Source organism: Oribacterium sp. C9, from assembly GCF_002007235.1.
In the GTDB taxonomy this organism is placed as follows: domain Bacteria; phylum Bacillota; class Clostridia; order Lachnospirales; family Lachnospiraceae; genus Oribacterium.
This window is the reverse complement of sequence record NZ_MUHW01000020.1, coordinates 34695-57876: the sequence shown is the minus strand read 5'-3', so window position 1 is coordinate 57876 and position 23182 is coordinate 34695. Positions and strand designations below refer to the sequence as shown.

Annotated in this window: 20 protein-coding genes; all 20 read right to left on the bottom strand. The window is 45.6% G+C overall.

Going from position 1 to position 23182, the window contains the following annotated elements; all coding sequences use genetic code 11:
• Window positions 1-12 precede the first annotated feature (12 nt).
• The gene (locus BXO88_RS12420) at window positions 13-867 is read right to left on the bottom strand and encodes a phosphatidate cytidylyltransferase (RefSeq protein WP_242945224.1); all 855 of its coding nucleotides are present in this window, start codon (window positions 865-867) and stop codon (window positions 13-15) included.
• Window positions 868-1001: 134 nt separating this feature from the next.
• On the bottom strand, window positions 1002-1754 hold the full coding sequence (locus tag BXO88_RS12415) for an isoprenyl transferase (RefSeq protein WP_078038046.1): 753 nt from the start codon (window positions 1752-1754) through the stop codon (window positions 1002-1004).
• A gap of 1 nt (window position 1755) precedes the next feature.
• Window positions 1756-2310: a ribosome recycling factor gene (gene frr, locus BXO88_RS12410; RefSeq protein ID WP_036610781.1), complete on the bottom strand. Its 555-nt coding sequence runs from the start codon at window positions 2308-2310 to the stop codon at window positions 1756-1758.
• 111 nt (window positions 2311-2421) lie between these two features.
• A complete protein-coding gene (gene pyrH, locus BXO88_RS12405) occupies window positions 2422-3126 on the bottom strand; it encodes a UMP kinase (protein ID WP_078038045.1) in 705 nt (234 codons plus the stop codon).
• A 97-nt stretch (window positions 3127-3223) separates the two neighbouring features.
• Entirely contained in the window at window positions 3224-4708 is a 1485-nt protein-coding gene (locus tag BXO88_RS12400) for a DUF1846 domain-containing protein (RefSeq protein WP_078038044.1), read from the bottom strand.
• 182 nt (window positions 4709-4890) lie between these two features.
• On the bottom strand, window positions 4891-6285 hold the full coding sequence (locus tag BXO88_RS12395) for an MATE family efflux transporter (protein ID WP_078038043.1): 1395 nt from the start codon (window positions 6283-6285) through the stop codon (window positions 4891-4893).
• Window positions 6286-6362: 77 nt separating this feature from the next.
• On the bottom strand, window positions 6363-7445 hold the full coding sequence (rsmH, locus tag BXO88_RS12390; RefSeq protein WP_078038068.1) for a 16S rRNA (cytosine(1402)-N(4))-methyltransferase RsmH: 1083 nt from the start codon (window positions 7443-7445) through the stop codon (window positions 6363-6365).
• 56 nt (window positions 7446-7501) lie between these two features.
• The gene (locus BXO88_RS12385; RefSeq protein WP_078038042.1) at window positions 7502-8107 is read right to left on the bottom strand and encodes a hypothetical protein; all 606 of its coding nucleotides are present in this window, start codon (window positions 8105-8107) and stop codon (window positions 7502-7504) included.
• A 44-nt stretch (window positions 8108-8151) separates the two neighbouring features.
• Window positions 8152-9168, bottom strand: a complete 1017-nt coding sequence (fliB, locus tag BXO88_RS12380) for a flagellin lysine-N-methylase (protein ID WP_078038041.1) — start codon at window positions 9166-9168, stop codon at window positions 8152-8154.
• A gap of 14 nt (window positions 9169-9182) precedes the next feature.
• Window positions 9183-10187: a tRNA dihydrouridine synthase gene (locus tag BXO88_RS12375; RefSeq protein ID WP_078038040.1), complete on the bottom strand. Its 1005-nt coding sequence runs from the start codon at window positions 10185-10187 to the stop codon at window positions 9183-9185.
• A complete protein-coding gene (locus BXO88_RS12370) occupies window positions 10184-11050 on the bottom strand; it encodes a patatin-like phospholipase family protein (protein ID WP_242945223.1) in 867 nt (288 codons plus the stop codon). Before BXO88_RS12370 ends, BXO88_RS12375 begins: the two co-directional genes overlap by 4 nt.
• Window positions 11040-12956 (bottom strand): EAL domain-containing protein, encoded by a 1917-nt coding sequence (locus BXO88_RS12365; protein ID WP_078038039.1) that lies wholly within the window; start codon window positions 12954-12956, stop codon window positions 11040-11042. The genes BXO88_RS12370 and BXO88_RS12365 overlap by 11 nt, the downstream gene beginning before the upstream one ends.
• A 35-nt stretch (window positions 12957-12991) precedes the next feature.
• Complete coding sequence (locus BXO88_RS12360; protein ID WP_078038038.1) at window positions 12992-13732, bottom strand: L,D-transpeptidase family protein; 741 nt, start codon at window positions 13730-13732, stop codon at window positions 12992-12994.
• Between the two features lie 89 nt (window positions 13733-13821).
• Window positions 13822-15189 carry a L,D-transpeptidase family protein gene (locus BXO88_RS12355; protein ID WP_078038037.1) on the bottom strand — a complete coding sequence of 456 codons (1368 nt, stop codon included), beginning with the start codon at window positions 15187-15189 and terminating at the stop codon, window positions 13822-13824.
• 120 nt (window positions 15190-15309) lie between these two features.
• A complete protein-coding gene (gene truA / locus BXO88_RS12350) occupies window positions 15310-16086 on the bottom strand; it encodes a tRNA pseudouridine(38-40) synthase TruA (protein ID WP_078038036.1) in 777 nt (258 codons plus the stop codon).
• 123 nt (window positions 16087-16209) lie between these two features.
• Window positions 16210-16479, bottom strand: coding sequence for an acylphosphatase (locus BXO88_RS12345; RefSeq protein WP_078038066.1), 270 nt, complete (start codon window positions 16477-16479; stop codon window positions 16210-16212).
• A 348-nt stretch (window positions 16480-16827) separates the two neighbouring features.
• Entirely contained in the window at window positions 16828-17772 is a 945-nt protein-coding gene (tsf, locus tag BXO88_RS12340; RefSeq protein WP_078038035.1) for a translation elongation factor Ts, read from the bottom strand.
• A 95-nt stretch (window positions 17773-17867) separates the two neighbouring features.
• Window positions 17868-18611 carry a 30S ribosomal protein S2 gene (gene rpsB, locus BXO88_RS12335; RefSeq protein WP_044993276.1) on the bottom strand — a complete coding sequence of 248 codons (744 nt, stop codon included), beginning with the start codon at window positions 18609-18611 and terminating at the stop codon, window positions 17868-17870.
• A gap of 212 nt (window positions 18612-18823) precedes the next feature.
• On the bottom strand, window positions 18824-20818 hold the full coding sequence (gene topA, locus BXO88_RS12330; RefSeq protein ID WP_078038034.1) for a type I DNA topoisomerase: 1995 nt from the start codon (window positions 20816-20818) through the stop codon (window positions 18824-18826).
• 403 nt (window positions 20819-21221) lie between these two features.
• A complete protein-coding gene (locus BXO88_RS12325; protein ID WP_078038033.1) occupies window positions 21222-23108 on the bottom strand; it encodes a threonine--tRNA ligase in 1887 nt (628 codons plus the stop codon).
• Window positions 23109-23182: the final 74 nt, after the last annotated feature.

Genomic DNA, 23182 nt, shown 5'->3' with positions numbered 1-23182 from the left:
AATCTCCATTTGTTAAGCTGATATGTTAAAGAAGGATAAAGCAAAGAACACTGCCGGGGCTGTGAAGATCAGGGAATCGAATCTGTCCATGATTCCGCCGTGACCGGGAATGAGTGTTCCGTAATCCTTAACTGAATAATCTCTTTTGATACCTGATGCTGTCAGGTCACCCACCATGGAAATAAGGGCTCCGATACTGCAGGCTATGGCGCAGGTGGCTCCCGGGTTCATGATAAAAGTGAAACGGTTTCTGAATATGGTGGCGTATATGAAGCCTAAAAGTGCTGTCCCCAGAACTCCGCCTATAGCGCCTTCAATGGTCTTTTTAGGGCTCAGTATAGGAGTCATCTTATGCTTTCCGAAAAGCATGCCGGCACAGTACGCACAGGTGTCGGAACCCCAGCTGGCAAGGAAAATAAGCCAGACGAGATAAGCTCCGTCAGGCATGACTCTGGTCTGATAAAGGTAGCTCATCATGATTCCGGCGTAGCATACGGACATAAAAGCCTTTGCTACTGTGGATATCTTGTAGGTAGGATATGTGATCACGTAAAATGCCATGAGCGCCATCAGGCTCAGAACCACCATAAGAGTGAAATACTCGTTTCTGTTGAACCACACTATCACATAGTAGGATATGGTTGTGAGGTATCCGACCAGACCAAGGGACCGTTTTTCTATACCGAATACTCTGTAGAGCTCAAAAAGCCCTATCATGGAAATGATAAATGTAAGGAGAAAAAGAGGGAGTCCTCCTAAGGGAACTATCACCACAGCACACAGCACCAGTATGATGCCACTGATAAGACGTGTGACGAAGGAACTCATCTTTTTTTCATTTTGATCTTTTTTCAAATTCTCAGTCATTTTTCTAAGCTTTCATATACAGCAATGTCTATTTAACTGCACATAGGCGGGACAGTCATGATTGCCTTCTACTATAATTTTTTATACTAAAGACAGGCTTCTTTTTCATATGTAAAAGAAGCCTGTGTCAATGATTATTTTTTTAATCTCCCGCCGAAACGACGTTCACGACCGTTGAAATCGTCGATGGCCTTGAGTAATTCTGCCTTGTTGAAATCAGGCCAGAGCACAGGAGTTATATAGTACTCTGTGTATGCGCTCTGCCAGAGCAGATAATTGGAAATGCGGAACTCTCCGGAAGATCTGATAACGAGATCCGGATCAGGCATGCCCGCAGTATCGAGATAAGCTGAAAACTCCTGCTCGGTAAGAGCTTCTATCTCTTCCTCTGTCTTTCCGGATCTGAGAGCTTCCAAAGTATATTTTCTGACAGCTCTTACGATCTCGTCCCTGGAACCGTAGTTTACAGCAAAGACGAAGGTCATTCCGGTGTTGTCTTTTGTTTTTTCTTCGAGAGTTTCGATGCCTTCCTGGATGTCGGCATCAAATCTGCTGCGTTCACCTATCATACGAAGACGAACATTGTGCTCATTGGCTACCTTAAGAAGCTTCGTTATATAAAAACGGAAAAGCTTCATGAGGGCTCCGACCTCTTCTGCAGATCTCTTCCAGTTCTCGGTTGAAAAACCGTAGACCGTAAGATACTTGACTCCGAGCTTTGCGCAGTCACCTATTATAGCTTCAAGGGTCTCACAGCCCTGCTTGTGTCCGAGGGCTCTGGGGAGTCCTTTGCGCTCCGCCCATCTGCCGTTTCCGTCAAGGATGATGGCAATGTGGTCAGGGATATTGCGCCCTTCGTTATCTATGATATCGTTAATGTTTTCCATATCAGACTGTCATGAGTTCCTTGTTCTTTGCTTCAACAGACTTGTCGATCTTCTCGCACATATGATCTGTGAGCTCCTGAATGTCCTTTGTAGCACGTGTAAGGTCATCCTCTGTCATCTCTGAAGACTTCTCGAGCTTCTTTGCGAGATCCATGGCGTCACGACGGATATTACGAATGGCGATCTTTGCTTCCTCACCCTTCTTCTTAACATCCTTTGTAAGCTCTTTACGTCTTTCCTCTGTAAGCTCTGGGAATACAAGGCGGATAACTGTTCCGTCATTTGTAGGGTTGATGCCGAGTTCAGACATGTTGATAGCCTTCTCGATCTCCTTGAGTAAGGTCTTGTCCCATGGCTGGATCTGGATAAGACGTGCCTCCGGAACAGAAACGTTTCCTACCTGCTGGATAGGTGTAGGTGTTCCGTAGTAATCTACCATGATACGGTCAAGAACGTGTGGGTTCGCACGGCCTGCACGAATGGTAGCGAGCTCAGACATGAGATTGTCGTGAGTCTTGTGCATCTTTTCGATGTAGATAGTAAATTGATCATCCATAATATAGTCCTCCGTTATATATGTTGAAAAGTTTTTGTATTTTCCGACCGGGCTCATATAAATGAAATCCGGAATGACGGGCAGAAAACTATCCGTACTTTAAAATCCGCCTTAAGCTGTAACTCTGGTTCCTGTGATCCTGCCCTTAAGAGCGTTTGCGATGCCGTGCTTCTCGTTAAGTGAGAAAATAGCCAGCGGCATGTGGTTCTCCATACAGATTACAGAAGCTGCAAGGTCGATGACTCCGAGACGCTTGTCCACAACCTCCTGGATGGAAAGCTCGTCGAACTTTTTCGCATCAGGATTTACCTTAGGATCTGAATCGTAAACTCCGTCGATAGCCTTTGCAAGAAGGATCTCGGCACACTCAAGCTCTACGGCACGAAGTACGACGCCTGTATCGGTTGAGAAATAAGGATGGCCTGTTCCGCCTGCACAGAATACAACAGTTCCCTCTGACATAGCCTTTAATGCCTTGTCTTTATTGAAAAGTTCTGCCATATCTCCGATCTGTATGGATGACATGACCATGGTCTTCATACCCTGAGTGCGGAAGATCTCTGATACATAGATACAGTTCATAACTGTAGCGAGGATCCCCACCTGATCGGCTTTGTATCTGTCTACGGCCTCAGACTGGCGACCTCTCCAGAAATTACCTCCGCCGATAACGATGGCGATCTCTACACCTTCGTCTACTGCGGACTTAACCTCCTGAGCTACCTCTCTTATGGTGTCATCGTCAAAACCGAAGTGCTTCTCGCCGGCAAGAGCCTCGCCGGATAACTTCAGCATAACTCTACGTTTTTCTGACATATAAATCTCCATTCCGCCGCCTGATAAAACCTGCGGCTTAATTAATTCTATCACAAGTAAAAGTCGTGGGCAATGTAATAGCTTTTAAGGTGTTTTATCAGTTGTGGAAAAGCTTTGATGTCTGGTACTGCGGCTCGCATGTAACATTGACACCCAGCTTCTTGAAGGTACGTGCATCTACCTCTGAAATGATAACTGAGCTGTGTACCTCACATCCCTTGAGCTTTTCAAGCTGCTGCATGGCCTTTTCGGCATTTTCATCTGTGGTTGCACAGATGGTAAGAGCGATAAGGATCTCATCTGTGTGAAGACGAGGGTTATGATTTCCGAGATGCTCTGTCTTCAGGTGCTGTATAGGCTCGATGATCTCTCTGGAAATAAGGTTCACAGAATCCTCGATTCCGCCGAGAACCTTGAGAGCATTTAAAAGCATGGCTGAGCATGCACCGAGAAGAGTTGAGGTCTTTCCGGTAACTACTGTTCCGTCTGAAAGCTCAATGGCTGCGGCAGGTTCACCTGTAAGCTCAGCCTTCTGCTTTGCAGCGGCGATGACAGGTCTTGCGTCTGTGGTGATCCCGGCCTGCTCCATGAGAAGCTGCAGCTTGTCGATGACCTGCTGTGAACCGTCACCCTTTCTGTGATTGCAAAGGGCTGTATAGTAGCGGCGGATTATCTCCTGACGTGATGCATAACAGCAGTTGTCATCATCAACGATTCCGTAGCCTGCCATGTTTACGCCCATGTCTGTAGGTGACTTATACGGAGACTCTCCGTAGATGCGCTGGAACATGGCATTAAGTACAGGGAATACCTCCACATCACGGTTGTAGTTTACGGTAGTCTTGCCGTAAGCCTCGAGGTGGTAAGGATCGATCATGTTTACATCGTTAAGGTCTGCGGTGGCAGCCTCGTATGCAAGGTTTACAGGGTGCTTGAGAGGGATATTCCAGATAGGGAATGTCTCGAACTTCGCATATCCTGCCTTCACACCATGCTTGTTCTCCTGATAGAGCTGTGAAAGACATACAGCCATCTTTCCTGATCCCGGACCGGGAGCTGTAACTACAACGAGTGAATGGCTGGTCTGTATATATTCGTTCTTTCCGAAGCCTTCATCACTGATGATGAGAGGAAGGTTTCCGGGATATCCCTGAATAGGATAATGACGATATACCTTTACCCCGAGGCTCTCAAGCTTCTTCTGGTATGCGATGGCACTCTCCTGACCGTCAAATCTTGTGAGTACAACAGAGCCTACGAAAAGACCGTAGCTTCTGAAGGCGTCGATGAGACGGAGAACATCCATATCATAGGTGATTCCCAGATCTCCTCTTACCTTGTTTTTCTCAATATCGCCGGCATTGATAACAACAACGATCTCTACATCCTCCTTTAACTGGGTGAGCATGCGGATCTTACTGTCAGGCTGGAAGCCCGGAAGAACTCTGGAAGCGTGATAATCATCGAAGAGCTTTCCTCCGAACTCGAGATAAAGCTTTCCTCCGAACTTTGAAATACGCTCTCTGATATGTTCAGATTGCATCTTCAGATACTTGTCATTGTCAAAACCTTTTTTAAACATATGTTGTGTACTCCCTTATAAAGATCGAATCCTGACGGATTCCTTTGAACCGCTCAAAGCACATGGATGAGCAGTTATATCCTGTATGGTTCTTGCATAATCTAAAAAAGTATAGTTTTACTTATATAAGATGTCAACTTTAGATTAAAGTGCCCGTGGCATACAGTTCTGTGCAATATTCATCACCGTATATGTCGCTTGTTTACATACCAGAAATAATAGACCATGAACATAAGTGAAGTGGTTATCCATGTGAGCGGATAGCTTGCCTCGATGGTCTCTATGCGGTGCCAGATGGGAACAGCGATCATTATCCAGGAGATACGAAGAACGCAGATACCAAGCACTGATATAAGCATCGGCCTTAGGCTGTCTCCCATACCACGGAGAGATCCGGAGAGAAGCTCTATGGCGGTGTAGGTTATATAGAAAGGCGTGAGGTAATGAAGCATAACTTCGCCTATTTTCATGACATTCAGGTCAGTGGTGAACAGATGGAAGGCAAGGGCTCCCCATTTGTAAAAGATAACTGTAAATGCGATGGTTATGATGCTCATGATGACGGCACTCTGACGTACGCATTGACGCACGCGCTTGTATATGCGGGCACCGTAGTTCTGCCCTACGAAGGTGGTGACACCTATTCCGAAGGAGCTTATGACCATCCAGTAGAGAGCGTCGATCTTCGCATATGCCGCCCAGGCTGCAACAGCATCAGTGCCGAATTCGTTGATGGCTGTCTGTATGAAGACATTGGACAGGGAGTACATAAGTGACTGTACGCCTGCCGGGATGCCGATGGAAAGTATGCGCATGAGCTGACGCTTTTTAAAGCTGAGCATGGACGGTGTCAGATGATAGCTCTCTTTTACCCTTGTTAATGTATAGATCACCAGCAAGGCACTTATGATCTGGCAGAGTACTGTAGCTATGGCTACGCCAACGACTCCGAGGTTAAGCTTCAAAACGAACAGTATATCCAGAATGATGTTGGTGACGCAGGATACTATGAGGAAATAAAGCGGTCGCTTGGAATCTCCCACTGCCCGAAGTATGCCTGAGCCCATGTTGTATATGAGGTTAGGGATCATGCCGAGGGAATAGATACGGAGATATGTGATGGTGAGATTCAGGACATCCCCGGGAGTCTTCATCCATACGGTGAAGACCGGCATCATGAAAAAGCCGATGAAGGTAAGGATAGCCCCGCTTACGATGGAAAGCATGATGGCAGTATGCACCGAATGATGCACATTCTCCTCATCCTTGGCACCGAAATACTGGGCGACCACAACTCCCGCACCGGAGGAGACGCCCACGAAAAAGCCTACGAAGACATTGACAAGGATGGCTGCGGTTCCGCCGACTGCGGATAATGCCTCCTTGCCCACAAATCTTCCGACCACAACAGCATCTACAGTGTTGTAGAGCTGCTGAAAAAAAGTACCCATAATTAAAGGCATGACATAAAAGATCAGAGACTTCCACATCACACCCTGGGTGATAGTATTGTAAACAGGTGCTGTTTCAGAAACAGCGCTTTTCTTGTCATCTAAATCGGGTCTATTGTTTAACATGTAACGCACCTTAACGACATAAGGACCATCGCAGCGATAAGCTCTGAAGGTCCCATGTCTTTTATAAAAAATGTTTATTAAGCTTTTATCGCCCAGCGAAGCTTCGTTGAGTGGGCGCGTGGATTGATGAAGCATTCTTCCTTACCGGGACGGATGACATCACGTGAGCAGTCACTGTAGATGCCGGAACGTTTCATTTCCTTGAAGAACTGCTTGACCAGACGGTCCTCTCCGCTGTGGAAGGTGAGAACTGCTATCCTGCCTCCGGGATTCATGCAGTCAGGTACCTTGCTCAGGAAATCATACAGCACTTCAAATTCGCTGTTGACCTCGATTCGAAGTGCCTGAAAAACTCTCATGCAGGACTTCTTCTGGGCTTCAGCCCTGTCTTTTTCCGGAAGAAAAGAGAGGGCACTCTTTATGATCTCACGGAGCTCTCCCGTGGTCTCGATTTTTGCACCCTTGTGATATGCACGGATGATCTCCTTTGCTATCTTCTCCGCGTAAGGCTCGTCCGAGTTTTCGACAAAGATGTTGACCATGGAGTCATAATCCAGTTCTCTCAGGCGTTCTGCGGCACTCTTTCCGCTTTCAGGATTCAGACGAAGATCCAGAGGGCCCTCTGTCTTATAGCTGAAGCCCCGGGAAGGATCATCTATCTGCATGGAGGACACGCCGAGATCCGCAAGTACGAAGTCAAACTTTTCTCCGTTATCTGCCACGGTATCCACATTCCGGAAGTTGGTACGCTTTATGGTGAAGATATCTTCGCCGTAGCCCTTGTCTCTTAAACGCTTCTCTGTCTTTACCGATTCTATGGGGTCCACATCAGTTGCATAGAGATGTCCACGCCCCTCCAGCTTCTCCAGCATTTTTTCTGTATGACCTCCGTAGCCGAGGGTTGCGTCCATACCGGTTTCGCCGGGCTGTATTCTGAGCACATCCAGGATCTCTGCAACCATGATGGGAATATGCATACCTGCAGGAGTCTTTCCCTTCATGATGATCTTTTCGATGTCATCCTTGTACTTTTCAGGCTGGTGCTCCTTGTACTTCTCCTCGAATTTACGAGGATACTTTCCACTGTAGCGTTTTCTTCTTTTATGTACCTGAGGAGCTTCGCTTCCGTCAGGGCTCTTTGCTGCAGCAGTGATATCCATCTGTGAGAGTGTCTCATCTATAGTATTTCTTGTGTCTTTATCTGTCATTTTATCTTTTACTTTACTGTATCTATAAGTGATTTTAATGTTTCTTCATCGATCCCTTCCTGAGAATATACAGAGTAAGTGCTGCCTGCATTTTCCCAAAGGGCATCGATTATTTTGTCCTGATCAATTATGATGGTAACGTCTTTTCCACCGATATTCTGGGTGATCTTTGCTTTGGAATCGATGGCATCATGGGACAGAGTATCACTGTCCTTGCTTTTTCGTATGATGATGTCATTACCGTCTGATGTCTTGTAGGATGCCTGGACAACAGAATCTGCCACTGCGCTGAAATAAGGCTCCACTCCGGAGAGAGACTCCGGGAATGTGGCGTCAAAGCCGGCTCTTTCCACAGCCTGCTTAAGTGACAGCATGGTGGACTCGGGATTTTCCAGAGCGTAGTCTATGAGGTTTGATATGATCTTCTTTTCTCTGGTCGTAACGTCGATCTCACCGCTTTTGAAGCCCTCTGCGAGCCCTGTGATGATCTGCTGTGAAAGCTCCTCTGAGGAGATCGTCTCATGAGGCATCTTCCGCTGACCGCAGGAGCTTAGCATGAGAAGAGCCATGGATATGATTACCGGATATGAGCTTTTCCTGAGTGATCTAAACATACATTACCTCCTGATAAACAATTTCTGATCATCTTTCCTGAAGTCTAACACAGGTTCTTGATTTTTGCTACGTTACTGTCGTCGTGTTCCACCTGCTTAGAGTAGAGGTGGGACACGTAGATCATGTCAGAGACATTGACACTGCCCTTGCTGATCCACTCGGCAAAAAGCATGAAAAATATCAGCTTAAGGCTTCGGTGGATGAGGCAGAGCTCTGTTTCTATATCACCATCTATACAGGTGTCGATGAGGTATCTGAAAATAAAATATACCGCGGTTTTGGACATCCAGAGGTCGAGAGCTTCCTTGTTTTCTGATGTAAATGCTTCGAGCTTTGCGAGTTCGGTCTGTGAACCGGCGATCTTTTTGTAAAAGCCAAGCTTTTCTGACCACTCATCGCTTATGGAATCCATAGACTCAAGTAGTCCGGTGAGGTCGCTGTAATCTTCCTTTAGGAAGTTACGGCTGTTGTCCTTCTCTTCCGGCTCTTCTCCCTGGGCTTCAGATATAAGTCCGCGAACTTTTTCCATCTTATTTAAAGAGCTTTCGGAATCCTCCTGCATGATGGCGATACACTGATTTCTCAGTGCCAGGACCTCGATAAGAGTTTCCTGATCATCAGGAGAAAGGGCGTCGCCATCCACATCGTTCTCTGAACGGATATAATCTATTTTATCTGTTTCCGTATAGAAGATCCTGCCCAGCTCCATACAGCTCAGGCTCATGTCCATCTGCTCGTAATTTCCGATATCCATGAAATAACGCGGATATTCGGTACAGGTCTGGCAGAGACTTTCTTCTCCTATATTGGAGTAGATATCGCAAAGGTTCTTATCATTCAGAAACGGGCATCGGCGCTTTTCCGCAAGTGGAAAATAGCACTCCCCGTTTTCTTCGCATATATGTTTACGTAATCTATCCCCGAACTCACCTTTGACTGATTTATAGTATTCTGCGGAGTCCGGGTCTACATCTACCTCCCAGCCGGCGCAGCAGGTGTCGGGACATGCTCCGCCTATGCAGCGGAAACGTTCAAAATATTCAGGATATTCAATTATCATTCATTTTCTCCAGATCATGGATTCATAGCAAGCTCGCAGTTTGCCATGAGGTTTCGTACAGCAGCCCTGTACTCGGCAAGGCTATGTGCCTTTCTTATGTCCTTCATATATCTTTCGGAACCGGAAAATGACTTGCTGAGCCAGTTCCAGTATTCCTTTACCTTAAAAAGAAGGTTCTTGTCGCTGCCCATTTCAGGGATGTAGTTATCTATCAGGGTCTCATGAAAATGCTTTATCTCTTCAAGAGTGGCTTTTTCACCTCCCTTTATCTCCCGCACAAGAGATGGATTCATCAAAAGTCCACGACCTATCATGACCGTATCTGTTTCCGGGAACAGCGCTGATATCCTTTCGTAATCCGCTTTGGTGCAGATATCTCCGTTATAAACGAGATGATGACGGGATTCTTCTATAAATTTCCTGAAAACATCATAGTGTATCCCGCCCTTGTAAAATTCCTTCTGTACCCTTCCGTGGACGATGACTTCACTGAGAGGATAACGGTTGTATATAGGGATAATGTCTCCGACCTCGGATGCATCGTGAATACCGATTCTTGTTTTAACGGAGATTCTGACAGAAGGCGAAGTGACTGCTTCTTCGTCAGAAGCATTGGCACAGCAATGGATACCGCGCTTATGAAGAAGCTCGAAGCTTTCTTCGAAAAACTCATCAAGTCTGTCAGGGGATCTCAGCATGCCGGAGCCCTTTCCCTTGGCAACTACTGTGCCTGAAGGACAGCCCACGTTGAGATTTACCTCGTTGTAACCGAGCTTCATCATCTCTTCGATTGCCCAGATGAACATCTCGGAGTTGTTGGTGATTATCTGAGGAACCAGATCCGGAACATGGTTTCTTTCAGGATCAGTGTCTCTTATCTCCCTTGTTGTGAAGGAAAAAGTGTCATTGGCAGACAAAAAAGGGGTATAGAAACGGTCTATCCCCGGAAAACATTGTTGGAAGGCATTACGGAACGGATATCCTGTAATGCCTTCCATAGGTGCAAAACTAAATTTCATTTTTTATCTATAAAGTCCTTTAATTCGGAAAGAAGTGAAAGGGCTGTGTTTCTTCCGAGCTTGTATACACGCTCGAGTTCCACACGGTCATGCTCCACCCGCTTTATGCCGAGAGGCTCAGGCGGACGTATGACAAAGACCTCGCCTGACGCTTCTTTCTTTTTGATATAGTCAATTTGAGCATTGTACATTATATGACGCTTAGTCATGGCTGTATAGATGGCGGGTTGTTTTTTTAGCAGAAGTTTTGTTAAAAAACCGGATGGTATAGGCTCTTTTACGTAATTTGCATCCTGAGTAAGGATGACAACATTACGCGTATATCCTATGTGCTCAAAAAACTCGAGAGGTACGGAGTTGGAAATGCCTCCGTCCAGAAGCTCGTAGCCGTCAACAGAAACAGGCTTGGAAACAAGCGGCATGGAAGCGCTTGCCCTCAGCCACTCGAGTTCAGAATCCCCCCGGGATTTCATCTCATGATAAACCGGCTTTCCTGTTTTTACGTCTGTTGCTACGACGTAGAATTTCATGGGATTACCTAGAAAGGTGTCCCAGTCAAAGGGGAAGAGCTCATTGGGAAGTGTGTGATAGCAAAACTCTGTGTCGTAGAGGTCTCCTGTTTTAATGAGAGAAGTGAAGCTGCCGTAACGCTTGTCTTCGGCATACTCGAGGTTGTATCGGATGGTACGCCCGATCTGCTTTGATTTGAAATTACAGCCGAAAGTGGCACCGGCAGAAACGCCTACCATTCCATCAAAGCTCACTTCATTTTCCAGAAGAACATCAAGGACGCCTGCGGTAAAAAGTCCACGCATGGCGCCGCCTTCGCATATAAGTCCTGTTTGTATCTTTTCAGTCTGCATTAAACTCCTTTATAAATTCCAGAAATTCGGTTTCAGGTAAAGGCTTGGAGAAGTAGAAGCCCTGCAGATAGTCCACGCCCATTTCGGCGAGGGTATCCACCATCTCCTTTGTCTCTATACCTTCGCAAAGTATCTTATAGTTCTGCTCTTTGAACATCTTTACGATATTTTTCAGCATGAGGTTAGAGCCTTCAAAATATGCCCAGACCAGACTCTTATCTATCTTTATGATCTCTAACGGCAACTGAAGTATGAGGGTCAGGTTTGAAAAGCCTGTTCCGTAATCATCCAGAGAAAAGCGCACACCCATATTGCGCAGGATCTTCATCTGCTTCTTTAATATGGAGATATCGGAGGTTGCTGTCTCGGTTATCTCCAGGTTTATCATAGCGAGATCCACCCTGTGTTCAAAGGTGAGGTCGAGGAACTGTTCGGCAAAATTCAGATTGGAGAACTGTACAGGCGACAGGTTGATCTCCAGATATTTTATATCCCCGAACTCGGATTTATGTTCTCTGATAAAGGACAGTGTCTTCACAAATATCTGATGTCCCAGCTTCATGATGGAACCATCCTGTTCTGCAGTCACTATGAAATCATCCGGCGAGATACTGCCCATTTTTTCGTCGAAAAGTCTGGCCAGAGCTTCGGCGGAAATGATCTTATGGGTATGTGTATCGTAGATCGGCTGATAGTAGATCTGGACCGAATTCTGTTCAACAGCCTTTTGTAAAGCCTGATGAATCTCATTATCTTTTTTCTGCTTGTCGAACATCCTGGATTCGATGACCTCATACCGGCTCTCGTTGTGGAGCTGTGCAGAGATCAGGGAATTTCTGATTATGGATATAAGATTTACTGCCTTGCGATTATCAAGCTCCTTAGGGAGATATGAATAGTAAGCATTGATCCTGAGCTCTCCTATCATGGTTGACCATGTGTGATCGAATCGGTTCTTAAGAAGATCAGTCAGTTCATCGGGATCTATTTCTTCTCTTCTGATCACAGAAAACACGCCGTCTTCCAGATAGAATACCAGTATATTTTTGTAGGCTGCCCTCAAGAGAAGAACTATCTGATGAAGTATGTCATTCATGGTTTCTTCGCCGTAAGCATTGAGCAGGATCGGATAATGATCGATTCCAAAACTGAATACGGAGAAGATATGGTCTGTTTCTGCATAGTCGGTTGTGAAATCCCTGAAGGCTTTGGAGTTAAAGCAGGCTGCTTTTACACTCAGATAGGATTCGGGATTTTGAAGCGACATGTATACGATGAGAAGTCCAAAGGTTGCGAAGCAGTTCATAAGCAGGGTCCGCTCCATAATTATCGCCTGCAGAAAGGCTCCCGTGATAAAAAGAGCGTATGAAAAAAGAACAGCCATCATCTGAACCGGAATGATGTCCTTGTGAAAATATGAAAGATAGACAACCGAAAGAATGATATAGAAATAGAGATATGGGACAAGTATATAGTAGTATGCCCACTGTCTCTGATATCCTGTAGATTCATCGATTGAGAAAAGAGCCCTTGTAAAAGGTGTAGTGATGATAAGTATACTTATGAGTATGAGCGGAATCGCGATAAAAATCTTGCGTCTCGCTGAATGAAGAAGAAAATGTTTCGATATGGAAATAGTGTAGTTAAAGAACAGGAAATATTCCAGACACAGTAAAATATAGAAAAGAATATTTATGCTGTATAGAAACCACAACGGATAATCACCAAAATTTTCCGTAGTAACAGAAGCTATTATATCAAATACAATAACTGAGATTTCGCAGGCTATGGTGAGATAAAAGTAAAGATTCCTCCGAAGAGGAAGATATTTCTCCGGGCGGTAGGACAGAAATAATATAACTGTCAGAACCAGAGACACTATTTCAAAATCGAGATTCCAACTCATAGGCAAAATAACCTCTCAGGCAGAAATATCCTGTCTTAGAAATTCGAAATATAGTCCTCATTTGGAACTATCATGATATAGCAGCCGTCGTGACATTTGGTTAAAAGTGTGAGCATGTTCTCTTCTGTTACGGATACGCATCCTGCAGAACCCCAATCGGCAGGATTCTTACAGTGAAGGAAAATAGCTGATCCGCGCTTATAAACTGTAGGATTAATGTTAAATCCTATAGCCATGGCGTATTTGTAGCAGATGGTGTACTCACTCAGGTGCTCGCCGGCAACAGGTGTGGCACTCTCCACCCATGTGTTGTAGGTGGACTGCTCTCCTGACCAGTAGGAGTTCTGGGTGATCTCTCTCCATGTCATGGCAGTACCGGGATTCTGTCCGAAACCAAAGGCATGAAGTATGGGAAATGAACCTACAGGTGTGGTCTCATCTCCTTCTTTTCTCTGGTTAAAAGCCTTGAGTCCCTTTCTGCCGTATCCGCAGTAGACGTCCATATCCTTTACCCAGCTTCCGTCTGACTGCCTGTTCCAGAGAGTCAGGTTATGATCGTTGACAAGGATGATCTGATCAGTGAGCCGGGAGGTCATGGTGGTACTCAGCTTTTCTGCTATGGGATCAGTCACCTTATCAGCCTTAAGTTCAGTATAGATCAGAGAGCCGTTAATGTCTGCACCGGGACCGAATTCTGCAAATGCAGAAAATGCAGTACAAAGAGCAAGCGTAAAAGCTGCGATGATAATATGTAATGATGATCTGAAATTCTTCATAGAGTTCCTTTCGTATTGTGTCTCAGGTTACACCTATATCTTAACATATATCCGGACCCGATTCAGAAATGACCGTATATTGAATGGATTTAGTAATAAGTAATAACAGGAAGTCCTGCCTCAACGAGACTGTAGAGCTCCTTTGCCTTAGGTATAGGCATGTTTACGCAGCCGTGGGAACCGCTGTATCTGTATATGGTTCCGCCGAAGGAACCTCTCCAGGAGGCATCATGGAAACCGCAGCCATTGTAGAACGGCATCCAGTAAGTAACGGGAGAAGCATAATTCGCACCGCGAAGCACAACGTTCTTTGCCTTGTACATGATACTGAAGATACCTGTAGGTGTACCTCTTCCGAGACTGGTATTTCCTGTTACACAGTCAGAAGTAAATGCAACCTGTCCGTCCTTGATGTAGTATACGGTCTGGTTTGACATATCTACTTCAAGGTAGTTGTCGCCATACTCCTGTCCGGAACGTGAATGACCTGTTGTTGTGTATATAGGCTCACGCTCCACCTTCTGACCTGAAAGAATATCGGCGGTGAGCTGCTCAGTCTCCTTTTTCTTGGAAATATTGAAGCCGTAAGGTCCTTTTACATTGATGGTACGTCCTGAAACTGTGATAAAGCTTCTGGTGGTATAAGCAGTGTCAGTGGATTCCTTTAATTTGGATACATAATCTCCGACCATCTTTTCGTCAAGAGTGATGGTGCCGTCTTCTGCCGTAACGAGCCATGGGAAGTAGGTGTCAGAGTTCAATGTTATCTTCTGGTTTCCCATATCATAGGTTATGGATGCCTGAAGAGCCTCATTCAGGCTTGTGGCCTCCTTGTTGAGTGAATCGTTATCGGAACGGATCGAAGCCTTCAGGTAGCAGTCTTCGGAAGCCAGATCCAGAAAAACAGATCTGTCATAGATGGCGTCCTTGATAAGCTCCCTTACTGTTTCGGGATCAGGTGTATCTCCGTCTATCTCCTGAGCTATGGTGTAGCCGGCGCCGGGAACGTATGCAGTAAGGAATGCATCGGTCGGTTTAACAGTGGTGCCTGCATCAGGCAGGATAGAACTGTCTATGATGGACTGAAGCTTTTCCTCATTGAAAGAAACCGATTCAGGAAAGATATAATAGTTTCCCGGATTAAGCATATAGTAAGGATAGATAAGCTGGTTCTGAAGACGTATATCTGATACCGCGAAATCCGCCTTCAGATCTATATCGGAACCGCTTATGACGGTTTCGTTCCCATGAATGTCTCTTACGGTGATGGCGTAAGCATACTTTTCTATATCAGATAATTTTTGATTCAACTCTCCTCTCGGAACCATGGAAAAATCGGTTCCGTTTATCATGGTTCCGGGCATCATCCTGCCCCTCATAAATGTAGTGCTGGCAAGATAGCCCGCTGTGACTCCGATAGTAAGTCCTAAAAGTATAGCGATACCTTTGCTTCTCATAAAATTGCATCCCCTCTGGCAAAGTGTTTATTAGATGACATAAGTGTGAGAACATTCTTTACTTAATAAATCGAAGTCTGTTCTACATTAAGGTCATTTTATAGATTTGAGTGAAAGTGATCAGTCGTAATCCACCTTCATGAGACAAAGCCCCTGTGGCTCTGCTGTATATCCGGCATTCTGCCTGTTTCTGCTCTCTATGGCCTCCTTTACGGATTCCGGTGTTCGCTTTCCGAAGCCCACCTCTAGCAGAGTTCCCGTCATGATACGTACCTGATTCTGAAGGAATCCTGTTCCGTGATAGTAGAATCTGATATATGGTCCGTTCTCGGTTATTTCAATGTTGTCGATATTCCTGACAGTGGACTTCTTCATGTGAGAGTTTCCGCAGAAGCATTTGAAATCATGCTCTCCCATTATGAATGCTGCGGCCTTTCTCATGGCATCCATATCAGGATGGCGGTCCAGTACAGTTACATACTTTCTTTCAAATACGGGTTTCTGGTCTCCGTACCAGCAACTGTATCTGTAGGTCTTTCCGCTGGCCTTGAAGCGGCTGTGGAATTTATCTCCACAGAGCTTCAGCTCGTTGATGCTTATATCATCCGGGAGATATCGGTTCATGTACGATCTGATCTCATCCTCTGTCATGTCAGTATCGAGGATGACATTGGCAGTCATGGCTCTTGCGTGCACTCCTGCGTCAGTTCTACCCGCACCTATAACTGTGATGGGAAAGGAGGCAAAATCCTTAACCTTGTAGCTGTCTCCGTAAACCATGCGGGTCAGAACCTGCTCGAGCTTTCCCTGTATGGTGAGTTCTGTATTGGGCTGATGTTCCCAGCCGTAGTATCGGGAGCCATCATAGCTTAATATCATTTTGTAGTTATGTTTCATTTAAACCTTTCAAAGAAGTCGATACGCCCGTCATCAGTAAGACAGAATTCCGGAAGTAAAACGACTGTAACAGATAAATCATAATATGTGATAGAGACTTTCCGGCAGATTTGCCTCAGAAAATCAGTATGTGATACGAAAACTCGTTTCGTCAGATATCACATTCAGTGTTTCGGATTCCATATCAGTGATGTGTATCCAGCGCTGATTGTCCAGTCTACGTAAAAACTCATCAATGACATAAGGAGGTCCCTGTACTTCACAGGTGACAGAACCATCATATTCATTTTGTACATATCCTGTCAGTCCGAGGGAATCTGCAAGATGCTGGGCAGTGTATCTGAAACCTACACCCTGCACGGAGCCATGAAAAACAAAATGCCGACGAGTCATCCTGTCAGCGGTTTCTTTCGTGGATGAATGAATGTGATCTTCATCCGCCGATGATGGCGATGATGAAGAGATACCTTTTTCGATGTCTCTATGTGATGCCCCGTCAAATTGTTCCGAATATTTTTTCAAAAAATCAAATATCATGGGGATACCTCACATTTTTTAATAACCTTTATTGTAGCATAAAATCAGAGTAGAAAAAATATTGAATCTGTCCCGTTTATGAGATGAGACGGTTTCCTTCTGTACATGTACGGTAAAATGAACATTCATCTTTTATTGTGGTTTTAATATAAAAAAGACAGGTTCATCACTGAACCTGTCTTTTGAAAACTCTTAACTGAAGAATTAAGCCTTCTTAGCAGCAGCCTGCTGTGCAGCAACCTCTGCAGCGAAATCCTCGTTCTTCTTCTCAAGGCCTTCACCTGTCTCGAAACGGATGAATGTAACAACCTCGATAGTAGCGTTCTGAGCCTTAGCAACAGAATCAACATACTGCTGAACAGTCTGCTTTCCGTCCTCAGCCTTAACGTATGTCTGATCAAGAAGGCAGATCTCCTTGAGCTCCTTGTTAAGACGACCCTGAACCATACCTGCAAGAACCTTCTCAGGAGCGTTTGGCTTCTCGTTTCTTGCAGCAGCTGTAAGGATCTCAGTCTCGCTTGCGAGGTAATCCTGATCAACTTCCTTACGTGATGTGTACTTTGGCTTAAGAGCAGCTACCTGCATAGCGATGTTCTTTGCCATCTCTGAAACAGCCTCGTTAACAACTGTTGACTTAACCTGAAGAAGAACACCGATACGTCCGCCGCCGTGTACGTAATCCTGTACGAAACCATCGTTCTCTGTAAGCTTCTGGAAACGACGGATGTGCATGTTCTCACCGATGATTGAAATCTCCTCTGAAAGCTGCTCAGCAACTGTTCTTGAGTTATCAAGATCCCACTTTTCAGCAAGGAAAGCATCGATATCAGCTGCCTCTGACTTAAGAGCCTGAGCTGCTACTTCTGAAACGTATGTCTGGAACTTCTCGTTCTTTGCAACGAAGTCAGTCTCAGCATTAACCTCAACAACAACACCTGTGTGCATGTCATCAGCAAGCTTTGTGAAAGATACACCCTCAGCTGCGATTCTGCCGGCCTTCTTCTCTGCGCCTGCAAGACCCTGCTCTCTGAGGAACTCTACTGCCTTGTCCATATCTCCATCTGTTGCAGCAAGAGCCTTCTTACAAGCCATCATTCCTGCACCAGTCATATCACGTAATTCTTTAACCTGAGCTGCTGTAATTGCCATTGTTATATCCTCCTAGATATATGTTTCTTTATCTGAAAAAAACCAGCATTGAGCAATCTATGAAATTGTCTAATGCTGGTTTTACGTTTACTTTATTAAGCCTCTGTAGCGAAGTCCTCACCAGCTGTTGCAGCTGCTGCCTCTTCCTCAGTCATCTCGCCCTGCTTAGCCTCGATAACAGCGTCAGCCATCTTGCCTACGATAAGCTTGATAGCACGGATAGCGTCATCGTTACCTGGGATAACATAATCAAGCTCCTCAGGATCAGCGTTTGTATCAGCGATACCGAAAAGTGTGATTCCAAGTGCGCGAGCTTCCTTAACGCAGATCTTCTCCTTCTTAGGATCAACAACGAAGATTGCATCAGGAATCTGCTTCATATCCTTGATACCACCGATGTTAGCCTCGAGCTTGTCCCACTCCTTCTTGATAAGAGCAACTTCCTTCTTAGGAAGAACATCGAATGTTCCGTCCTCAGCCATCTTCTCGATCTCCTTAAGACGATCGATACGTGTCTGGATTGTCTTGAAGTTTGTAAGCATACCGCCGAGCCATCTCTCATTTACATAGAACTCGCCGCAACGAAGAGCCTCTGACTTAACTGCGTCCTGAGCCTGCTTCTTTGTACCAACGAAAAGAACAGTTCCACCGTCCTGTACAAGCTTAACCATAGCATTGTAAGCATCGTCAACCATCTTTACTGTCTGCTGAAGATCGATGATGTGGATACCGTTACGCTCTGTGTAGATGTATGGAGCCATCTTAGGGTTCCATCTTCTTGTCTGATGACCAAAATGTACGCCAGCCTCAAGGAGCTGCTTCATTCCAATTGCACTCATTTCAAATACCTCCTGGTTAAAATCTTCCATCCGATCGTGTGTGCTCACCGGCGTCGCCTTATAATAAGGTACCATTCCGGTTTTCGGTCAGATGTGCTTTTTAAGTTACTCTTTTGTATAAACACAAAAGTCGCGCCCTTTGGACGCGACTTGTAATATAACATAGTATTTTGATTGCTGTCAACGGTTTTTGTTGCATTATCTTTTTGATTTTATGCCATTATCTCGCCGTCTTTTTTCTCACCGGTTACAGGCTCCTTCGGCTTGTTCCATGTCATGTAATTGCAATCAGGATATCTGGAACAGCTGTAGAAGATACGGCCCTTCTTTGAACGACGCTTTACGCATTCAGCACCACAGTCAGGGCATACAAAACCGGCATACTCTACATGAGGCTTTGTGTTTCTGCACTCAGGGAATCCGGGACATGCCAGGAACTTTCCGTGTGGACCGTACTTGATGACCATCTTACGTCCACACTTATCACACTCGATATCTGTCTCTTCGTCTCTTATGGTGATCTTTTCAACCTCAAGCTGAGCCTTCTCGACTGCCTCTGAAAGATCAGGGTAAAAATTCTCTACTATGGTTTTCCAGTTAATGTCTCCGTTTGCCACAGTATCAAGGAGTGATTCCATGTTTGCGGTAAATGCAGTATCAACGATGGTCGGGAAATTCTTCTGCATCATATCATCAACTGCCTGTCCGAGCTCGGTCACGAAGATGTTACGCTTTTCCTTGGTTATATATCTTCTGGCAAGAAGTGTTCCGATGGTAGGCGCGTAGGTTGAAGGTCTTCCGATACCGTCCTCTTCCAGTGCCTTTACCAGAGATGCTTCTGTGTAATGTGCAGGCGGCTGTGTGAAATGCTGCTCCTTCTCAAACTTCGTGAGGCTGAGCTTTTCATCTATATTCATATCGGGAAGAGAAATATCCTTCTCGGCCTTATCCTCCTCAGACATGTAAACTGAAAGGAAACCGTCGAAGCGAAGCTTTGAACCGCTCAGTGTAAATGTATATCCCTCTGAGCTTAGCTTGACTGATTCAGTATCGTAAATAGCTGCTGTCATGCGGCTTGCAAGGAAACGCTTGTAAATAAGTGTGTAAAGACGTGACTCGTCACGCTGAAGCTTCTCCTTTGCATCCTCCGGTGTCATTTCGAGATCGGTAGGTCTGATGGCTTCATGTGCATCCTGGATCTTGACTTCGGTTTCCTGAGGCTTTCTTGCATCCTTGGAACCGCCGTTTACGTACTCCTCGCCGAACTTGTCGGAGATATAGATCTTCGCTGCTGCATCAGCTTCAACTGAAATACGTGTACTGTCGGTACGAAGATAGGTGATGTAACCGTCCTCGTAGAGGGTCTGTGCAAGCTTCATGGTCTTGCTGGTGGCAAAACCGAGAGACTTTGCTGCTTCCTGCTGCATGGTACTGGTGGTGAAAGGAAGCGGAGCTTTTTTGCGGCGCTCGGACTTCTTCACATCGGTGATGGTGAAGTCATGATCACCGATTGCCCTTATGACTTCATCAACAGAAGCCTCGTCTGGAAGCGGCAGCTTCTTGTCCTTACCGTAGAAGGAAGCGGTGAGTTTCTTCTTTCCGTAAAGAAGGTGTGCGTCCAATGACCAGTACTCTTCCGGAGTGAAAGCTGCGATCTCAGCTTCTCTGTCACAGATCATGCGGAGCGCTACTGACTGAACTCGTCCAGCTGAAAGACCCTTACGGATTTTCTTCCATAATAAAGGGCTTATGGTGTAACCAACCAGTCTGTCGATGACACGACGTGCCTGCTGGGCATTGACCAGATCCATATCTATGTCTCTTGGATTTTTGATGGCGTTCTTTACTGCGTTTTTCGTGATCTCGTTAAAAGTGATACGTGAAATCTTCTCGCGATTTGAAGCATCCTTATCAAGCTCGTTTTTAAGATGCCAGCTGATAGCCTCTCCCTCACGATCAGGGTCGGTCGCGAGATAGATCTTGTCGGCCTTCTTGGCTTCCTTCTTGAGTTTTGAAAGAAGCTCACCCTTGCCGCGGATGGTTATATACTTCGGATCATAGTCATGCTCCACATCAACACCGAGAGAACTCTTCGGCATGTCGATGAGGTGACCCATGGTCGCGTCGACTGTGTATGTCTTTCCTAAAAATTTCTTGATAGTCTTAACCTTTGCAGGAGACTCAACGATGATTAAGCTGTTTGCCATTTATACTCTTACCTTTTTACCCGGAAGCACTCGCTCTTTCGGGCACATATACTTCATTTTAGTGTTCAAATAAAGGATCGGGTGCAGGATACTGCACTCGCTGATGTATGGAGACCTCACGCTCCTGTGGGACAATGCCTACATCAGAAATAAGATCACGCTGAGCGTAAATCGAGGTCAATATACAACACTCTTTTTTATTTTGCAAGGGACAGTTATGAAAACAATGTTCTGATACTATCGGGTGATTCCTGTTTTCTATGTCAATGTCGACACTTTTTTGAATTTAAAAAGCGCAGGAATGACCCGCGCTTTCTAAAGCCTTCCACGGCATTCCGGCCGCACTTTACGATGCAGGTGGAATGTCCGGAAGGAATAAAGTTTTTTGATTTAAGCATTAAGATCAGTCAAAGTTCTCAGGGAGCTCGAGAGTGTGCTCCTTGTTGAGCTTCTTACAGATCTCGACGAACTTCTCGAGAGGAACGTTCTGAACCTGCTTGTTGGTTCCGCGGATGTTGATGGAAACAGTGTTCTCCTCAGCCTCCTTGTCACCGAGTACAAGGATATAAGGATCCTTGAAGTTCTTGAAGCCCTTGATCTTTGTCTTCATGTTGTTGTCTGAGTAGTCAGCTTCAACACGAATGCCGTTCTCTGTGAGAAGAGCCTCTACCTTCTTTGCGTACTCGTTGTGGCTTTCACGGATAGGAACGATACCTACCTGATATGGGTTAAGCCAGAACGGGAACATACCCTTGAAGTTCTCGATAACGATACCGATGAAACGCTCAAGTGAACCGTAGATAGCACGGTGGATAACTACAGGCATCACAGACTCACCCTGATCGTTGATGTAAGTAAGTCCGAAGTTGTGAGGAAGCTGGAAGTCGAGCTGGATAGTTCCGCACTGCCATTCTCTTCCGAGGGCATCCTTGATCTGAAGGTCGATCTTAGGACCGTAGAATGCACCGTCTCCCTCGTTGATCTCGAAGCCGTTCTCGCCGTACTGCTCTGTAAGGATCTCCTTGAGGTCGGCCTCTGCCTGGTTCCATACCTCGATGTCTCCCATGTAGTCATCAGGACGTGTTGAGAGCTCTGCACGGTATGTAACACCGAAGGTTGTGTAGATCTCATCTGCGATAGAGATGATATCCTTGATCTCGTCCTTTATCTGAGATTCCATTACGAATGTATGGTCATCATCCTGACGGAACTCCTGTACACGGAAGAGACCGTTCATCTGACCTGACTTCTCCTTACGGTGAAGAACGTCGTACTCGCTGTAACGGATAGGAAGCTCCTTGTAGGAACGGTTCTTACGCTTGAAGGTCATCATGGCGTTAGGACAGTTCATAGGCTTTGCTGCCATGGTGTCGAGGTTCTCGCGGTTGTATACAACAGAACCTGCCATGATCTTTACTGCCTTTGACTCAGCTGATGTATCCTTAGGATTCTCGATAACACCGGAGATGTCGGCATCTGCTGAAAGGTGTCCCTCGATTCCCGGAACGATAAACATGTTGTTGAGATAATGAGCCCAGTGTCCGCTGATGAGCCAGAGCTTCTTGTTGTTGATGAGAGGAGCAGAGATCTCTGTATATCCGTGTGCCTTCTGAAGCTCGCGGCTGTACTTGAGAAGAGTCTGATACATTACCCATCCACGTGGGAGCCAGTATGGCATACCTGGAGCTGTCTCATCGAACATGAAGAGCTCAAGCTGTGCACCGATCTTCTTGTGATCACGCTCTCTTGCCTCTTCGATCATCTTGATATGCTGCTTTAACTCATCCTTGCTTGGGAAAGCATAGAAGTATACACGCTGAAGCTTGTCTCTCTTTTCGTCGCCTCTCCAGTAAGCCATGGAAGCTGCGTGAAGCTCGAAGGCTGCACTCATAAGCTCCTGTGAATTGTCTACGTGAGGTCCGCGGCAGAGATCTACATAGTCCTCACCTGTGTAGTAGATTGTGATGATCTCTGATTCAGGAAGATCGTTGATGAGCTCGGTCTTGAACTTCTGATCCTTGAAGATCTCGAGTGCCTCTGCCTTTGAAACTTCCTTACGGGTCCAGTCTTCTCTTCTCTTGATGATCTCACGCATCTTGTTCTCGATCTGCTTGAAATCCTTGTCTGTTATGGTCTTGCCCTCAGGTAATGCAAAATCATAGTAAGCTCCGTCATCGATCTCAGGTCCGATGGCATACTGTACTTCCTTACCGTAGATCTCGATAACAGCCTTTGCAAGGATGTGAGCAAGAGAATGACGATAAACCTTTAAAATCTCTTCTTTTTCCATTTTGGTTCTCCCTTTGTAAAATGTAAAAAGCCCTTTGGGGAAGCTTTTTTGGTTATGTGAGGGTATAAAGCCCT

What these genes read in the sequence shown, in the direction of transcription:
- BXO88_RS12325 (WP_078038033.1), bottom strand. Translation starts at nt 23,108, where the DNA reads ATGGAAAAAGAAGAGATTTTAAAGGTTTATCGTCATTCTCTTGCTCAC.
- frr (WP_036610781.1), bottom strand. Translation starts at nt 2,310, where the DNA reads ATGGATGATCAATTTACTATCTACATCGAAAAGATGCACAAGACTCAC.
- BXO88_RS12420 (WP_242945224.1), bottom strand. Translation starts at nt 867, where the DNA reads ATGACTGAGAATTTGAAAAAAGATCAAAATGAAAAAAAGATGAGTTCC.
- topA (WP_078038034.1), bottom strand. Translation starts at nt 20,818, where the DNA reads ATGGCAAACAGCTTAATCATCGTTGAGTCTCCTGCAAAGGTTAAGACT.
- BXO88_RS12360 (WP_078038038.1), bottom strand. Translation starts at nt 13,732, where the DNA reads ATGAAGAATTTCAGATCATCATTACATATTATCATCGCAGCTTTTACG.
- rsmH (WP_078038068.1), bottom strand. Translation starts at nt 7,445, where the DNA reads ATGGATATCACTGCTGCAGCAAAGAGCCCTGACGGAAGCGAAGCTCCT.
- BXO88_RS12385 (WP_078038042.1), bottom strand. Translation starts at nt 8,107, where the DNA reads ATGTTTAGATCACTCAGGAAAAGCTCATATCCGGTAATCATATCCATG.
- BXO88_RS12365 (WP_078038039.1), bottom strand. Translation starts at nt 12,956, where the DNA reads ATGAGTTGGAATCTCGATTTTGAAATAGTGTCTCTGGTTCTGACAGTT.
- truA (WP_078038036.1), bottom strand. Translation starts at nt 16,086, where the DNA reads ATGAAACATAACTACAAAATGATATTAAGCTATGATGGCTCCCGATAC.
- BXO88_RS12345 (WP_078038066.1), bottom strand. Translation starts at nt 16,479, where the DNA reads ATGACTCGTCGGCATTTTGTTTTTCATGGCTCCGTGCAGGGTGTAGGT.
- BXO88_RS12400 (WP_078038044.1), bottom strand. Translation starts at nt 4,708, where the DNA reads ATGTTTAAAAAAGGTTTTGACAATGACAAGTATCTGAAGATGCAATCT.
- pyrH (WP_078038045.1), bottom strand. Translation starts at nt 3,126, where the DNA reads ATGTCAGAAAAACGTAGAGTTATGCTGAAGTTATCCGGCGAGGCTCTT.
- tsf (WP_078038035.1), bottom strand. Translation starts at nt 17,772, where the DNA reads ATGGCAATTACAGCAGCTCAGGTTAAAGAATTACGTGATATGACTGGT.
- rpsB (WP_044993276.1), bottom strand. Translation starts at nt 18,611, where the DNA reads ATGAGTGCAATTGGAATGAAGCAGCTCCTTGAGGCTGGCGTACATTTT.
- BXO88_RS12415 (WP_078038046.1), bottom strand. Translation starts at nt 1,754, where the DNA reads ATGGAAAACATTAACGATATCATAGATAACGAAGGGCGCAATATCCCT.
- fliB (WP_078038041.1), bottom strand. Translation starts at nt 9,168, where the DNA reads ATGATAATTGAATATCCTGAATATTTTGAACGTTTCCGCTGCATAGGC.
- BXO88_RS12395 (WP_078038043.1), bottom strand. Translation starts at nt 6,285, where the DNA reads ATGTTAAACAATAGACCCGATTTAGATGACAAGAAAAGCGCTGTTTCT.
- BXO88_RS12355 (WP_078038037.1), bottom strand. Translation starts at nt 15,189, where the DNA reads ATGAGAAGCAAAGGTATCGCTATACTTTTAGGACTTACTATCGGAGTC.
- BXO88_RS12370 (WP_242945223.1), bottom strand. Translation starts at nt 11,050, where the DNA reads ATGCAGACTGAAAAGATACAAACAGGACTTATATGCGAAGGCGGCGCC.
- BXO88_RS12375 (WP_078038040.1), bottom strand. Translation starts at nt 10,187, where the DNA reads ATGAAATTTAGTTTTGCACCTATGGAAGGCATTACAGGATATCCGTTC.